Source organism: Paucidesulfovibrio gracilis DSM 16080, assembly GCF_900167125.1.
In the GTDB taxonomy this organism is placed as follows: domain Bacteria; phylum Desulfobacterota; class Desulfovibrionia; order Desulfovibrionales; family Desulfovibrionaceae; genus Paucidesulfovibrio; species Paucidesulfovibrio gracilis.
In genome coordinates this window covers 249,087-265,061 of sequence record NZ_FUYC01000002.1, presented here as the reverse complement: position 1 = coordinate 265,061, position 15,975 = coordinate 249,087, and the positions used below count along the sequence as shown (strand labels likewise).

The window sequence follows — 15,975 nt, the reverse complement described above, 5'->3', positions numbered from 1 at the left end:
GAGACTGCCATGCTTCGGCTTCCATTGCTTCCCTTTTTCTTCTGTCTCATCGTTGTCACGGCCTGCACACCGCAAGTTCGGGGGTCCATGGCCCTGTCTCGCGGCAATGCGCAGGAAGCCGTGGCACTGTATCGCCAAGCGTTGCAAAATGACCCGGATTCGGCCCGCATTCGCCTGCAATTGGGCAAGGCTCTACTCCACGCCGGGGAATACGGCAAGGCGTCAACCCGCCTGCAGGAAGCCCTGGCCGCCCTGCCCGACAGCGTTCCGGACAACGCGGAGGCCCGCTTTTATCTGTTGCTCACGGGCCTTGGCAAGGACGATCCACAACTTGTGTTGGCGCGACTCATGGATTTTCGCCCTCCCGGAGCGGAAAAGTTGGGCCAAACCATACGCTTGGCCGCGACACGAGCATCGGTTCGCGGGCTGACGGTCGAGGAAACGCTGACACGCATGGAAACGGCTTACCGCGAGGGGCGGCTCGCGCAACGACACGAGGACGACACATCCTTTTTCGATCTTGACGACTGATGCTCGCCCTCACGCCGCCGGTTCCGCATTCTCAAGACTGCGGAGGATATTGCCCGCACCCAGCACGCGCCCGGCTGCATCATACACTACGGCCACCTGCCCGGGAGCCGGGCGTTCGCCGGACCGGAACAACTCGATACGCAAGCCCGTGTGCAAGGCAGTCACCCGGGCGGCCTCGGCTCGCTGCCGATATCGCATCTGCACCCAGACCGTTTCCGGCCACTGGGCAATCGGCACTGCCATCGTAGCAGGTCCGGTTACACAGCCACGGCACAACAACTGCTCGCGCGTTCCTAAAATCAAGGCGTTGCGTACTGAATCCTTGCGCACAACGTACAGCGGCTCACTCCAGGCCACGCCCAAGCCCCGGCGTTGCCCCTGGGTGTAGCGCCACAAGCCGCCGTGCCGCCCCACCTCCTGCTCTTTGCCGGAATCCAGAACCAGCATGGGACCGGGACCGGGCAAATCAGCATCCCGGGCCGCTAGCCAGGCCCGGTAGTCATCGTCCGGGATAAAACAAATTTCCTGGCTCTCCCCGGAGTGGACCGGACGCAGTCCCCGACGTTCCAGTTCACCGGGGACATCGGCCTTACGCATTTCGCCGAGGGGGAACACGGCCCGTTCCAACCGCGCCGGCTCCACCAGTGCGAGAAAATAACTTTGGTCCTTGGCCGGATCCACACCACGCAACAGCAGCCGCCCGACGCCGTACACTCCGCTTTCATCCAACCGGACATAATGTCCCGTAGCCAAAGCTTCGGCGCCAAGCCGTGCGGCGCCATCCCACAACGATCCGAATTTTATATGCGGATTACACAGCGCACAGGGGTTGGGCGTTCGCCCGGCCCGGTATTCGGAGAGAAAAACGTCCGTGACGCAGGCTCGAAACGACTCGCGCAGGTCCAGCACATGCAGAGGAATGCCAAGATCCTGACAGGTTTTGCGCAACGCCCGCACCCCGGGAGCATCCTCGGAAGCATCGGGCAAAAACAGTCCATGCACAGCCATGACCGCATGCCCCTGCTCCCGAAGCAAGGCCATGGCCAATAAGCTGTCCATCCCGCCGCTCACGGCCACTGCCACGCGCATATCTCCCCCGGGTTCTTGCCGATGAAATTGATTTCACATCCCGCACGGCACTTCTGATTTGGGGCTGATCAACATTACGTGCCGCAACAGGTTACAAATAATATAAAAGCCAGACCGTCAGCCCGACCAACCCGGCGTAACTGATCAAGTTAAAACACACCACATGCCGCCAGACGCGTTCCAATGCCAGCCCGAGCCTGCGGGCCAACAGGCCGAGCAGATAGCGCTCCGCCGCCACGGTTGCAACAAAGGACACCAAAAACCCCACTGTCAGCCAGCAATGCAGACTCGTTTCGGGCATGTCCGGTCGATCCATAAGCATATCGGGGAAAAGCGGCAGCATAGCTCCAAGCACCAGCGCGCCCAAGAGAGCCGAAGTCCAATTCAGAAGCAGGGACCACCATAAGGCCCGACCAATGGAGACACCATCCCGCCCGCTCCGCTTCCTTAGCCAGGCCGCCAGATACCCCCACTCCGTAATCACGGCCCAACATTGCCCGAGGATAAACACCGTGAGATCCAGGAACACGGCGGTAAGCAGCGGCCCTCCGGCGTCGGCGTGGAGGACACGCGGCAGGCAAAGACAAAACAGAACCAGAATAATTCCAACCTTGAAACAACGATGCGACGAAGGCATCCAAAGGTCCGACGCTTGACGCGACAAACCGGAGCGCCTCCAGCCAAGAACATCCACGTGGAAATTCGTCGTATTCGGTGGCACTCCGGTCAATCCCGTTCCCCATTGGTTCAGCAATTCGGTTCGGGCAGCGGCGGCAAGGCCTGTTCCAGGCAATGGGCCGCGCCCAGCATGGTTTCCTCGCTAAAGGCCGGTCCCATGAGTTGCAAACCCACGGGCAAATTCGATGTCTCCCCCAGTCCAACGGGCAGACTCATGCCCGGAAGCCCGGCAAGGTTGGCGGAAATGGTAAAGATGTCCATCAGGTACATTTGCAGCGGATCCGCCTTGTCCCCCACACGAAACGCCGTGCTCGGACAGACCGGTCCGGCCAGCAGATCACAGGAAGCAAACGCCTTCCGGAAGTCGTCGCGTAACAGGCGGCGCACCTGGGCGGCCTTGCGGTAGTAGGCATCATAATATCCGGAAGAAAGCACATACGTACCCATGATGATGCGGCGCTGCACTTCATCGCCAAACCCTTCGGTACGACTCCGGGTATACATGTCGATCAATTCCGAAGCCTCGCGAGTGCGGTGGCCGTAGCGCACGCCGTCGAACCGCGCCAAGTTGGAACTGGCCTCGGCCATGGCCACAATATAATAGGTGGCAATGGCATATTCCGTCATGGACAGACGCACCGGAACAGTTTCGGCACCAAGCCCACGCAGCGTTTCCACGGCAGCGCGACAGGCCGTCTCCACTTCCGGGGAAAGCCCCTCGCGCCAATACTCTTCGGGCAGACCAATACGCAATCCCTTCAAATCCGTCCGCTGTTGCAGGGCCGCCACATAATCCGGCACCGGACAATCCACGGAAGTGGAATCACGGCGATCATGCCCGGCAATGACGCCCAGCACCCGCGCCGCATCCTCCACGCTACGTGTCAACGGCCCGATCTGATCCAACGAGGATCCATACGCCACCATGCCGAACCGGGAAACCCGGCCATACGTGGGTTTCAATCCCACCACCCCGCAAAACGAAGCCGGCAAACGGATGGAACCACCCGTGTCCGTCCCCAGGGAAACCGGACATTGCCGGGCCGCGACCGTGGCTGCGGAACCACCCGAGGAACCGCCCGGGACACAATCCGTGTTCCAGGGATTTCGCGTACGCTGAAACGCGGAATTTTCCGTGGACGATCCCATGGCGAATTCGTCCATATTAGCCTTGGCCAGGAGCACGGCACCGGCCTGACGCAGATGCTCCACAGCTGTGGCGTCGTATACGGGGGCGAACTCCTCCAACATGCGGGAACCGCATGTTGTCTTGGTCCCACGCGCGCAGAGCAAATCCTTGAGCACCACGGGAATTCCCCAAAGCGGCTGTGCGGGGTTTGGTCCCTGCCGGTCCATTTCCTCGGCCTCGGCCAGAACCTCTTCCCGCCGCACCTCCAAAAGGGCGCGGACAGCCGGTTCCGTCTCGTCCAGCCGTTTCAGGCAATCGGACATAAGTTCCCGGACCGAGACTTCCCGATCCAACAACAAGGTGCGAAGTTCGCTGAGAGTCTTTTGATGCAGTGCGGACATTGTTTTTCCGTAATCCATTAGGGTGCAGGTGCTGGGAGGAGAAAGCGGAATCAGACGATACGCGGCACGATGAAGTGATTGCCGTCGGTTTCCGGCGCATTGGACAAAATTTCCTCGCGGGAATGTTCCTTGGCCGCCACATCGGGCCGGAGCACGCTGACGTGCTCCACCGGACTATAGAGCGGCTCCACATCCCCGGTGTCCACTTCACTGAGCTTATCCATATGATCAAGAATATCGCCGAGCTGTCCGGCGAACAATTCCACCTTTTCCTCACTCAAATCCAGTCGGGCCAGACGGGCCACTCGAGCCACTTCTTCCGGGCTGATCCGCATCGAGCAATCTCCTTGCCCACGCCGGGCGATTCAGGGTCGGTCATTGCCTTGCACAATGTGCAAACCATCGGGACCATTACTATTCGATTATTGTTCGGACTGATTCTCCTCCCAAAGGATCTGGCGATGCTTGCGCTTGGCGCGGGCCGCCTCCAGACGCTGGGCCAACTGCTCGGGATCCACCAGCACCGCGCCACCGTCAGCGCCGGGCCGGAACAAATAGAGCTGCTGAAAGGCCATGCCGTCCGCATCCCATCCCATGGGAGCCATGCTGTATTCCATATTCAGACGCTGCAACCGCGCCGTGACCTGAGCCGGGGTCCAGCCTTGCGGCAGCCCGCCCAGTCCGGCAGACATGCGGAGCCAGTCGTACCCCAGGGCCACCCACATATCCGCAGGTCCAAGCCCCTCGGAATCAAGCAGTTGCTGAAGTTTGACGGCCCCCGGGCTTTGCGGATTCCAGGCGCCAGGGCAAACCGCCAGCTTGAAATAGGTCTCTTCCACGTCGCTGACGCGCTCCAGGGCGCTGCTCCAAAGACTTGGGCCCAGAAAGAGCATGTCCGTGGCATCATAAAAAAAGAAATTCGGCACCAAAAGCTGTGCCTGGGACCAGCCGTCCGGGAGAAACACGGCCTGAAAATCCGTCGGCGGCAGCGGAGCTTCCTTGTCGAAGCTGTCGGGAACCTTCAACAATTCCGCTATGCGTTCTCCCCAGTCTGGCGATGTTTTCGGCGGGTAGGAACGCTGGGAAGCTATAGTTCCTCCGGTTTGCAAGGTCACCTGACGGAAAATCGAGGCCATGTCCGTGCCGAACGGCTCTTCCGGGTACAGCACCCCGAACCGGCTCACCCCTAAACGCTCCGAAGCCAGCCGCACGAGGGTGCGGACCTCGTCCTCGCGGGAAGGGAAAAAACGCCAAGCCTGCTGGCCTTCTCCAACATCCCCCAGGGAAGGCAGAAAGCCAAACACCGCCCGGCGGCTCAACTCCCCGCTCTGCTCCAATGTCTTAAAGCTGGAGACCCGAAGCGGCCCTCCCACCACGGCGTACTGCGGCGGCAACGCGGAAAGACGTTTCAACCAATCGGGCGCATCCGTGTTGATGACCTTGATATCCAATTCCACACCCTGGTTGGCCAGCATCCATTGCGCAGCCCCTGCGCCGCGCACGATCTTTCGCCCCACGGCCTGGTACTTGCCGGTCACGGGCAGAAGCAGAACAACGCCCGTCCGAGGTTGACCATTGGTGCGCTCCAGCGCCAGCAGGATGTCGCCAAGGAACAACTTGTCCGCCAAGTTCGCATTGGCCAGAATGCCCCGCATAATCTTCCAGGATTGTTCCCATTGCTCGGCATTTTGCCGGGCGGAACGCCGGGCCTGCTCAAACAACACCAGCGCCCCGGGGTAGGCCAGTCGCTTGGCCGGTGCAACGGCCCGGGAAGCGCGGTCGATATCAGCCAGCCTTTGCAACCCTTCAAACGTGGCCTGCTCCATGGAAGCACGCTGGTCCGGCCCGGGCGCACGGTCATAAAACTCTGCAAGAATGTCCAACCCACGGGTTTCGTGTCCGTCGGCGGCATAGCCCAACCCCAGACGCACACCGGCCCGATAGCGCACGGCCCAGGGCAGCTTCTCATCGTGCAGCAAGCGGTCCTTGAGCTGGGCCAGCGGCTCTTCCTGGCCCAGGGCACGGTAGGCATCCAAAAGCAGGGCGTTGTATTGCCAATCATTCACGGCATCCGGAGATGCGGCGGCCCACTGTTCCAGCGCAAAACGGGCCTGCATGGGATGATCGGCACGCAGGGCGCTGTCCGCCAACTTGCGGAGCACCACAGGACGCTGGGTTCCTGGCAGATCGTTCCGCTCGGCCAGCCGTTGATAATAAAACTCGCTTCTGGCCCATCGCTGCTCGGCAAAGGCGGTGTCTGCTTCGGCCTGAAGTTGCGGCGTGGGCAGTTGTTCCGCACTCTCAAAGGAACGACCGCCGAGCTGCATTCCAGTCTGGCAGCCGGTGGCCAACGCCAGAAAGCTGCACAACAGCAGCAAGGCGGGCAACAGGGAAAAGGAGGTACGTATCTGGCTCATGAGTCCTTCCGGTTGGATTGCATAACCCTGAAAAACGGGCGTGGACAGGCTATACTGCTTGGCCGCGCAAGGCAAGCCCGGGACACACGGCCCACCGTGTTCCGCGCTTTCCGGCAGGCACGAAAAAGGCCGCCGGACTATCCCGACGGCCTTTGGTCTCAATTCGTAACCGAAGTTATTTCACTTCAGTGTAGTCGGCGTCCACCACGTCATCATCGTCGGATGCGCCGGACTTGGCCCCACCCGAGGCCGCGTCGCCACCGGCCTCGCCAGCGGGCTGTTCCCCTCCGGCAGCCTGGCTCTTCTGGGCGTAGAGCTGCTCGGCCAACTTGTGGGATGCCTGGGCCAGATCTTCCGTGGCCTTTTTGATGGCTTCCACGTCGTCGCTTTCCTGCACGGCCTTGAGGGCTTCCAACTTGGTGTCGATCTCGCCCTTAAGCACGGGATCCACGTTGTCTCCCAGGTCGCGCAGGGATTTCTCGGTGGTATAGGCCAGGTTGTCGGCCTGGTTACGCGCCTCGATGAGTTCCTGCTTTTTCTTGTCGTCCGCAGCGTGCGACTCGGCATCCTTGACCATACGGTCAATCTCATCCTCGGACAATCCCGAGGAAGCGGTGATGCGGATGGACTGCTCACGGCCCGTTCCCAGATCCTTGGCGGAAACGTTCACGATGCCGTTGGCGTCGATGTCGAAGGTGACCTCGACCTGCGGCACGCCCCGCGGTGCCGGCGGAATACCGGTCAGCTCAAAGTTGCCGAGCAGCATGTTGTCCGCGCTCATGGGACGCTCTCCCTGGAACACGCGGATGGACACGCTGGGCTGGTTGTCCGTGGCCGTGGTAAAGACCTGGGACTTGCGGGTCGGGATGGTGGTATTGCGCTCGATGAGCTTGGTCATCACGCCGCCCATGGTCTCAATGCCCAGGGAAAGCGGCGTCACATCCAGAAGGAGCACATCCTTCACGTCACCGGTCAGAATACCGCCCTGAATGGCCGCACCCATGGCCACGACCTCGTCCGGGTTCACCGAACGGTTCGGCTCACGATCGAACAGTTCCTTGACCTTCTGTTGCACCAGCGGCATACGCGTCATGCCACCCACCAGGATAACCTCATCGATTTCCGAAGCGGAGAGGCCGGCGTCGGAAAGCGCCTTCTGGCACGGCCCGGCGGTACGGTCCACGAGGTCTTCCACCAAACGCTCCAGCTTGCCGCGGGAGATTTTGATCATCATGTGCTTGGGACCGGACTGGTCGGCCGTGATGAACGGCAGGTTGACCTCGGTCTCCATGGAAGAGGACAGCTCCTTCTTGGCCTTTTCCCCGGCCTCCTTGAGACGCTGCAAGGCCATACGGTCCTTGGAAAGGTCAATGCCGTTCTCGCGCTTGAACTCCTCCACGAGGTATTCGATGATACGGTGGTCGAAGTCTTCGCCGCCGAGGAAGGTGTCGCCGTTGGTGGCGCGGACTTCCACGACATTGTCACCCACTTCGAGGATGGAGATATCAAAGGTGCCGCCGCCCAGGTCGAACACGGCGATCTTTTCATTGGTCTTTTTGTCGAACCCGTACGCCAGGGAAGCGGCCGTGGGTTCGTTGATGATGCGCTTGACTTCCAGTCCCGCGATCTTTCCCGCGTCCTTGGTGGCCTGACGCTGGGAGTCGTTGAAGTAGGCGGGAACCGTGATGACGGCTTCCGTCACTTCCTCGCCCAGGTAGGTCTCGGCGTCGCTCTTGAGCTTTTGCAGAATCATGGCGGAAATCTCCGGCGGAGAGTATTTCTTTCCGTCCACTTCCACCCAGGCGTCGCCGCCCTTGCCCTTGGCAATGGTATAGGGACAATGTTCCAGCCATTTGGTCACCTCGGGGGCGGAGTATTCCCGGCCCATGAGACGCTTGATGGCGAACACGGTTTTTTCGGGGTTGGTTACGGACTGGCGCTTGGCGATCTCGCCCACAAGCCGTTCCTTGTCCGTAAACGCCACAATGGACGGCGTGGTACGGCCGCCTTCGGGGTTGCTGATGCACTTCGGATCCTTCCCCTCCATCACGTAGACGCAGGAGTTGGTGGTTCCGAGGTCGATCCCGATAATTTTACCCATTATACGTCCTCCTCATTGCAAAAAATCTGGAGATACATTGATCTTGCTCAATACGGCAATTCACAAATAAGTCCGCCACCGACTTTGTAAAGGGTCTGCCGCCATTCTCCGACGGATTCCGCCCCTTTTCTCCGGCGACTAGCTTTCCGTTTTGTTGACCATAACCTTGGCGGGACGCAGAAGCCGACCCTTGAGCGAGTAGCCCCGCTGCACCTGCTGGGCGATGCAGCCGTCGGGCACCCCTTCCTGGCAGGCCATTCCCACGGCCTCATGCAGGTTCGGGTCAAACTCCCCGCCCTGCTCACCGCGCACCGGGGCAAGCCCATGCCGTTCCAGCGTGTCCAGAAAAATCTTGCGGGTCATTTCCACGCCGGTGACGAAATCCGCGCAGGCTTCCAAGCCCTTGGCATGCTCCAAGGCCAGATCCAGGTTGTCGAGAACGGGCAAAAGATCCGCCAGGACACTTTCCCCGGCGTACTTCCGCAACTCTTCGGTTTCCCGCGCGAGCCGCTTCTTGACGTTTTCCGTGTCGGCCAGGGCGCGCAGCCGGAGGTCATCGGCCTCCTGCATGACGTTACACCCAGGGCAAACCCGTTCACGGCAAAGCGCCTCCAGCTCCTCTTCGGAAAGGTCGATCTCCTGGGGAGCTTCCTGGGCCTCAGGAGCCTCTTGCTCGGCGGCTTGCTTGATCTTCTCGTCGCTCATTGTTGTTTTATCCTTGGTCGTATGAAATTCAGGGTCGCGCCCCGTCAGCATCTAGGGATAAGCACCGGCTTGGCGATGTCAACGGGCGGGAGGGAAAAACCTCACAATTCCAGCAAAAACACACTGTAAAAAAATGAACCAATGGTGAATATACTATTGATTCCCTCGTGACATAATTTTATCATATCTTGTTTTTTAATTACAAACTGGAGGGAATCATGCAAGAAGCGGTCTCCACGGAAAGCACGGAACACAAATCCAGCACGACACCATTGGGCTATGGCGATGAATGGAGCTGGCTCTTCTCAGCTTTCAAAAAACCGGCACAGGAATCAGAGGACAGCAACGCCAAACGCTCTCACAGCGTTGCTATTGTACTCAGCACACTGCTTGGCTGGACCGGGCTGGATCGATTCTACCTCGGCAAAATCGGAACAGGTATTCTTAAGGCAATCACTTTTGGAGGGCTGGGGATATGGTGGCTCATCGACATTTTCCTGCTGGTGGGCGGATCTCCCAAAGACGTCAACGGCGCGGCATTGCGTGACAGCGACAAGCGCGATCGTTTCTCCTTTCTTTTCCTGACCATCTTTGCTTCCGGACTGGGCCTGCATTACCTGTACATCGGATTCAAGCGCCTTTGTTTTACACGTATCGGCGTCTTCGTCGCCTATATCCTCGTCTTCGTATGGTACAACTCCAACCCCTGGAATCCGCCGGCAGTGGCGGAAATTCTGTTCTGGCCCCTGTTCCTCGTTGTGACCATCTGGGGAATCCTCGACCTGTACCTAGCCATCACTGGCAAAATCCGCACAGACATTCACGGCACCCCGCTCACCGCTCCGGAACGCCGCTACCAGAGCATCTGCCTGCTGCTGGCCATGTTCAGCGGCTTCTTCGGCCTGGACCGTTTCTATCTCGGCCACCGTGTGCTGGGCATCCTCAAGCTGTTCACCCTGGGCGGCTTCTTTGCCTGGGTTCTGCTTGATGTGGTCCTGGCGATCCTAAACGTTCACCGCGACTGCGACGGCAACGCCCTGGTGCAGGAATAACGCGCAAAACAACAAAAGCGGCGGAGGCACCATCCTCCGTCGCTTTTTCCTTTGCTCCGCACAATTCCGACAGTGCATTGAACGAATCACAAAACCGACTGCCCCCTGGGCCGCACGGCTGGGAGCAAAGAATCGCAGCTCCAACCACAACGGCACAACGCTAGGAATCATCCCTTTGAGGCAGGGCGTATCGTCCTTTACGGGCAATCTGTCAGCGGACGAATTGCCCGTCTTCGTAGATGATTTTTTCGCTTCCGTCCGCAAGAACAGCGGTAACGCACTTGGACTCGGTATTCACCAAATCCCAATGAATGCCGGACATATTGAATCCGAGCATCCGCTGCATTTCCGGTGTCAAGAACTCCTGCGGACCGGTAAAGGTGGAAGGAATGGAGGCTCCAAGGGCAATGTGGCAACTGCCCTGCTCCCCGGCATGGTTCTCATCCAGAATGGTATGGGCCATAAAATGATCCACCCGAGAAAATCGTTTGTCCGTAAGGGAAAACTCCCCCACCATCCGGGCGCCTGCATCCGCGTAGAGCCGCTGCTGCAAGAACTGCATATTGGTTCGCGCCTCGGCCCGAGCTGCCACACCCCCATCAAAAAACAAGCGCGCTCCAAGCACCACGCGGCCCATTTCCACGGACGGCAGATCCGACCAATATTCTCCTTCCACACTCCGGCAATCCGGCGAAACAAAAATCTCGTTGCTCGGTACGTTGGCGCCGGTCACAGCCAAAAAGCGGCGATTATCCCCGGGGGAAAGGCGCAGATCCACGCTTTCGGACGCGACATGCAGGGAGCGGATATCAAGGGAATCCAGCCAGGCCGCGATCTCGCCGAGTTCACGCCGCAACCGGCGCCATTCCGCCGCAGGACTGGGCATATTCAGCCAACAGGCCCGCATCCACTGCCGTTCGTATTCGTCCATATCCAGCCCGGAAGCCACGGACAGCGCCTCACTGGGCCAGACGCAGGAAGTCCAGCCCAGGCGACCGGAGCGCCGACGACGCTCCATGACTTCGAACACGCCGGACCGGGCACGACGCCCCTCCTGAATGGTGCGTGGATCAATACCCGCCAAGTGGGTCAATTCCAACGGAGCGTAAATATTGATAACTCCGGCACAGGCCGAATAGAGTTCCGGTTCGCCCGGTTCCTGATAGACAAGCTGCCCGAAACTGGTGTTCAGGTAATGTTCGCCTTCCATGAGCGGCGTCGGCAACAAGCGCAAAACCGGATTGAGGTGCTCGTCCACCAATCGGGAATACAACGCCTCAGCCAGGCGGATGGCCGGATAGTCGAAACGGATCACCACGGCGTCGCCGTTGCGAATCTTCTCCTCCCGGGATGTGCGCAGCGCCCAGGTCAACACCTCGGCGTAATTCTCCAGGTCCGTAGTTGTTATGACGCTCATACTTTCTTCTCCTGGGCTGGATCCGACCCGCGCATCAGAGGGATGACCGTTTTGTTTGGTCCGGCAGACTGCAACGCCGGGCCAAACGCATACATGTCAAGGGGAACCCCAACAAAGGGCAACCCAAACAACGGGTTGCCGTTCGGACGGCCTGTTCGCTACCAAATCAGGGGAAACAGGAAGGCCACCAAAGCGGTCCAGCCCGCATACAGGGGCAGGCAGCGAGCCGTAATACGTTCCAGGGCGGCATGATCCGATCGTCCGCGCAGCAGCCGGAGATAGCCGGACAGCAGCCACGCCAAATTGCCGAACATCAACAGGTTGGCTCCGAGCACGGCCATACGGTTGGGCGTGATCCCCATATCCCAAAGACGTTGCCCGATGGCGGCCAGCCCCACCAGATCCAGCAGCACGGTCAGCCCAATCAACCCGGCCAGCAACCATTCCAAAAAACCGGCATGTCCCGATTTTTCCTGCCGCCCGGCAATGGAAAACACGGCCAACCCCAACACCGTGATCAACAGGACGTTGTAGATCAACAGGGCTTCGCGATCCTGAAACAACGCAGAGAGATGCGCGACCATACGCACAAGATAGGCCATAAGAACCACAAGAAACAGCGGAACAAAGATACGCGCCAAAATCGGCATAATCCGACTGTCCCTGTCCCGATTCAGCACGGCCGCGGCCGCTACTACGGGAATGGCGCTCCATCCCATGGGAGCCATCCATTCATACACCCACTCGGCCGGAACATTGAGCAGCTCGAACAACCCGTAGGTAAGCAGCACAAGCACTCCGCCGCCCAAAAAAAGCAGGCCGGAAAATACCACCATTTCCCCGAAGATACGGATGTATTCCTTCCGCCTGGACACGGTGAAGCGGCCCTGGGCAAAGGCCAGGCCGGCCGCGCACCAAAGCAGCAACGGGCCGTGCAAAAAAGCCAGCGTGGAGCTATCGGCTTCCGTATCGGGCAGCATATTCAAGAAAATCCCCACCACCAGCAATAATGCCGGCGCGATCCAGGACGCGGGACGCCTCCACTCGCCACGCAACCAGAAGTAGAGCAACACCGCGCCCAGCGGCCCCAGAGAGAGGTTGCGGGGATAAAACCAGCTTTCGGCAAAAAAGCCCGTTTCCGCACCGCCGAACAGCCCCGGCAGTTTGATGAACAGCCCGGCCAGCACCCCCAGGATCGTGACCAGGGCCACGTGGCCCATGGTGATCCCCGCCTCAGGCGTGAGCCGGGCGTTCCAGGCACGCAAGAGCACGTCGCCGGGCCGCTCGGCCAGCAACTGCGGCAAAACCGAAACAAAGCCGGACCGATCCGAACGGTAGAGCGCTTCCAGAACTTCCGGCGCGTCCTCGCTTGCCATCGCGCTCAAACATTCCCTGTGCATGGACGGGTGTTCTTCGTCGGAACGCTGCCCCGCAATCTCCGGATTTGTCTCGCCAACCGATTCCTGTGACATGCATCCCCCTTGCGTATCGTTTCACGCGTCCACGAAACATACCGGGCCAACGCCCAAAAAACCAGCCTTGATCGGGCAGGGTACGAAAAAGGCCGGGAAGCGTTTCCCGGCCCTGTATTCATTGTTGTGCATGGTCCGATGGATCAGGAAGTAAAAACCAATTCCCCATCGCGTTCGTCCACGGTCACGGTCTGGCCGTCCGCCAACTCCCCGCCGATGAGCAGCTTGGCCAGGGGCGTTTCCACATGCGCCTGGATGTACCGTTTGAGCGGTCTGGCTCCATAGATCGGATCGTATGCAGACTCGGCAATGAACCGCCGGGCCTCGCCCGTCAGATCCAGCGTAATCTTACGATCCTCCAGCCGCCGCGACAGCCCCTTGAGCAACAGTTCCACAATGGTCCCGAGTTGTTGCGTGGACAACGGCGTAAAGATCACGGTTTCGTCCACACGGTTGAGGAATTCGGGCCGGAAATGCCGTCGCAACTCGCCCATGACCTCTTCCTCCACGCCGGGTTTGAATCCGCCGCTTCCAGCGTCGATCCCTTCCAGCAGGGTGGGGGCGCCGATATTCGAGGTCATGATCACAATGGTGTTTTTGAAATCCACGGTCCGGCCGTGGGAATCCGTGAGCCGCCCATCATCCAGCACCTGGAGCAACACGTTGAACACGTCGTTGTGGGCCTTCTCTATCTCATCAAAAAGGATCACGGAATACGGTTTACGCCGCACGGCCTCGGTGAGCTGGCCGCCTTCATCGTAGCCCACATAGCCCGGAGGCGCGCCAATGAGCCGGGCCACGGTGTGTTTTTCCATATATTCGGACATGTCGATCCGGATCATGTTCTCTTCCGTGTCAAAGAGCGCCTCGGCCAGGGTCTTGCAAAGCTCGGTCTTGCCCACGCCCGTGGGACCGAGGAAAATGAACGACCCAATGGGGCGGCGCGGATCCTTCAACCCGGCCCTGGCACGAAGCACGGCCTCGGAAACCGCGGTCACGGCCTGATCCTGCCCCACCACACGCTCGTGCAGCACATCGCCCAGCCGGAGCAGCTTTTCCCGCTCCCCTTCCAGCAGGCGGGATACGGGGATACCGGTCCAACGCGCGATGATCTCGGCCACGTCGTCCGGTCCCACCTCCTCCTTGACCAGACGCGGTCCGCCTTCCTCGCTCATGGAGGCGTCGGCCTGCTCCAACTGCTTTTCAAGACTATTGAGCTTGCCGTAGCGCAGTTCCGCAGCCCGGTTGTAATCCAACACGCGCTCGGCCTCTTCGATCTGGTGCCGGACCTGCTCGATTTCCTCCTTGACGCGCCGCAACCCTTCGATGGAGCTTTTTTCCCGCTCCCACTGGGATTGCAGCTCACCCTGGCGGGACCGCAGTTCCCCAAGTTCGGCCTCCAGCTTCTCCAGCCGATCGCGGGAAGACTGGTCCATTTCCCGCTTTAAGGCCTCACGTTCGATTTCCAGCTGCAACACCTGCCGGTTAATGCGGTCCAGGTCTTCGGGCTGGGAGTCGATCTCCGTGCGGATCAAGGCCGCGGCCTCGTCAATGAGGTCAATGGCCTTATCCGGAAGCTGCCGGTCCGAGATATAACGATCCGAAAGCACGGCCGCTTCCACTACGGCCCCATCGGAAATGCGCACGCCGTGGTGCACCTCAAAGCGTTCCCGCAGTCCGCGCAGGATGGAGATGGTGTCCTCCACGCTAGGCTGATCCACCATAACAGTCTGAAAACGGCGCTCCAGAGCGGGATCCTTCTCGATATATTTCCGATATTCATCCGTGGTGGTGGCACCAATGCAGTGCAGCTCCCCGCGCGCCAACATGGGTTTGAGCAGGTTGCCCGCGTCCATGGACCCTTCGGTCTTGCCCGCGCCCACGATGGTATGAATCTCGTCGATGAACATGATCACGCGGCCTTCGGAATTCTGGACCTCCTTGAGCACGGCCTTGAGCCGCTCCTCGAATTCGCCGCGATATTTTGCGCCCGCCACCAACGCGCCCATGTCCAGGGCAAAAATGGTCTTGTCCTTGAGTCCCTCGGGAACATCCTGCTTGACGATGCGCTGGGCCAATCCCTCCACGATGGCGGTTTTGCCCACGCCCGCGTCGCCGATGAGCACGGGGTTGTTCTTGGTACGGCGGGAGAGAATACGGATGGCCCGGCGGATTTCCGCATCGCGGCCAATGACCGGATCCAGCTTGCCCTGACGCGCCTCCTCTACAAGGTCGCGACCATATTTGGTCAGCGCCTCATAGGAGGCCTCGGGGTTATCCGAGGTCACACGCTGATTCCCACGCAGCTTGGTGAGAGCCGCGTACACTGCGTCCCGGTTGATGTTGAAACGTTTGTTCACCCGACCGGCACCCGTGCTGGGCGGCTCATCCAAGATCGCCATGAAGACATGCTCCACGCTCACGAACTCATCCTGCATGCGCTGGCGGGATTCGTCGGCCCGCACGAGTACGGAATTGAGCCGATGGGTAACCACGATCTGGTCGGGCCTGGCACCCGGGCCGGACACTTTGGGCAATTTGCCGATTTCCTCGTCCACGGCCTGAGCATAGGCGTGGGCATCCACATCCACCTTTTTGAGAATGCGGGCAACCAACCCCTTTTCCTGGCTCACCAAAGCAGAAAGCAGGTGCTCCACATCAATCTGCTGATGCCCCCGCTTTACGGCCAGCGCCTGGGCCTGGGACACGGCCTCCTGGGTTTTTTGCGTCAGTTTATTGAGGTCCATTTCGCCTCCTTGTCTCTGTGGACGACCGATTCACCCGGGTCCGTCCTAAAAGTTTTCCACAAGTAAAGTTGTTGAAAGACAATGTCATTTCTCATTCAGACTTCGTCAAGCAAGAGATAAACACGCTTTCCCCGCTGGCAAGGGGAGCCTGTGGAAAATGTTCAAAACAGTGGTAACGGTCGAAAAAGGCGGGATGGGTTGGGAACAATCGGCCGCAGCAACGCCCCGGCTGCGAA

At 59.7% G+C, this 15,975-nt stretch carries 12 protein-coding genes; 2 read left to right on the top strand and 10 right to left on the bottom strand.

Annotated elements, in window-relative coordinates; translation table 11 throughout:
* Positions 1-9: 9 nt before the first annotated feature.
* Positions 10-531, top strand: coding sequence for a tetratricopeptide repeat protein (locus B5D49_RS03430; RefSeq protein ID WP_078716251.1), 522 nt, complete (start codon positions 10-12; stop codon positions 529-531).
* 9 nt (positions 532-540) lie between these two features.
* On the opposite strand, the gene mnmA is transcribed toward B5D49_RS03430, so the two are convergent.
* The 7 genes from mnmA to B5D49_RS03395 form a co-directional block, all read right to left on the bottom strand.
* Positions 541-1,620 carry a tRNA 2-thiouridine(34) synthase MnmA gene (gene mnmA, locus B5D49_RS03425; protein ID WP_078716250.1) on the bottom strand — a complete coding sequence of 360 codons (1,080 nt, stop codon included), beginning with the start codon at positions 1,618-1,620 and terminating at the stop codon, positions 541-543.
* 91 nt (positions 1,621-1,711) lie between these two features.
* On the bottom strand, positions 1,712-2,257 hold the full coding sequence (locus B5D49_RS03420) for a hypothetical protein (protein ID WP_078716249.1): 546 nt from the start codon (positions 2,255-2,257) through the stop codon (positions 1,712-1,714).
* A gap of 110 nt (positions 2,258-2,367) precedes the next feature.
* Positions 2,368-3,828, bottom strand: coding sequence for an Asp-tRNA(Asn)/Glu-tRNA(Gln) amidotransferase subunit GatA (gatA, locus tag B5D49_RS03415; protein ID WP_078716248.1), 1,461 nt, complete (start codon positions 3,826-3,828; stop codon positions 2,368-2,370).
* Positions 3,829-3,878: 50 nt separating this feature from the next.
* Entirely contained in the window at positions 3,879-4,163 is a 285-nt protein-coding gene (gene gatC / locus B5D49_RS03410; RefSeq protein WP_078716247.1) for an Asp-tRNA(Asn)/Glu-tRNA(Gln) amidotransferase subunit GatC, read from the bottom strand.
* Between the two features lie 87 nt (positions 4,164-4,250).
* Positions 4,251-6,245, bottom strand: coding sequence for a penicillin-binding protein activator (locus tag B5D49_RS03405; RefSeq protein WP_078716246.1), 1,995 nt, complete (start codon positions 6,243-6,245; stop codon positions 4,251-4,253).
* 175 nt (positions 6,246-6,420) lie between these two features.
* Positions 6,421-8,346, bottom strand: coding sequence for a molecular chaperone DnaK (dnaK, locus tag B5D49_RS03400; protein WP_078716245.1), 1,926 nt, complete (start codon positions 8,344-8,346; stop codon positions 6,421-6,423).
* A gap of 138 nt (positions 8,347-8,484) precedes the next feature.
* Positions 8,485-9,051: a nucleotide exchange factor GrpE gene (locus B5D49_RS03395; protein WP_144019103.1), complete on the bottom strand. Its 567-nt coding sequence runs from the start codon at positions 9,049-9,051 to the stop codon at positions 8,485-8,487.
* A 218-nt stretch (positions 9,052-9,269) separates the two neighbouring features.
* Between B5D49_RS03395 and B5D49_RS14935 the strand changes: the two genes are divergently transcribed.
* Positions 9,270-10,103: a TM2 domain-containing protein gene (locus B5D49_RS14935; protein WP_078716243.1), complete on the top strand. Its 834-nt coding sequence runs from the start codon at positions 9,270-9,272 to the stop codon at positions 10,101-10,103.
* A 211-nt stretch (positions 10,104-10,314) separates the two neighbouring features.
* Here B5D49_RS14935 and B5D49_RS03385 read toward each other — a convergent pair whose 3' ends face one another.
* The 3 genes from B5D49_RS03385 to clpB all read right to left on the bottom strand — a co-directional run bounded on the left by B5D49_RS03385 (position 10,315) and on the right by clpB (position 15,739).
* Positions 10,315-11,520: an aminopeptidase gene (locus B5D49_RS03385; protein ID WP_078716242.1), complete on the bottom strand. Its 1,206-nt coding sequence runs from the start codon at positions 11,518-11,520 to the stop codon at positions 10,315-10,317.
* A gap of 158 nt (positions 11,521-11,678) precedes the next feature.
* A complete protein-coding gene (locus tag B5D49_RS03380) occupies positions 11,679-12,992 on the bottom strand; it encodes a hypothetical protein (protein ID WP_078716241.1) in 1,314 nt (437 codons plus the stop codon).
* A gap of 143 nt (positions 12,993-13,135) precedes the next feature.
* Positions 13,136-15,739, bottom strand: a complete 2,604-nt coding sequence (clpB, locus tag B5D49_RS03375; RefSeq protein WP_078716240.1) for an ATP-dependent chaperone ClpB — start codon at positions 15,737-15,739, stop codon at positions 13,136-13,138.
* Positions 15,740-15,975: the final 236 nt, after the last annotated feature.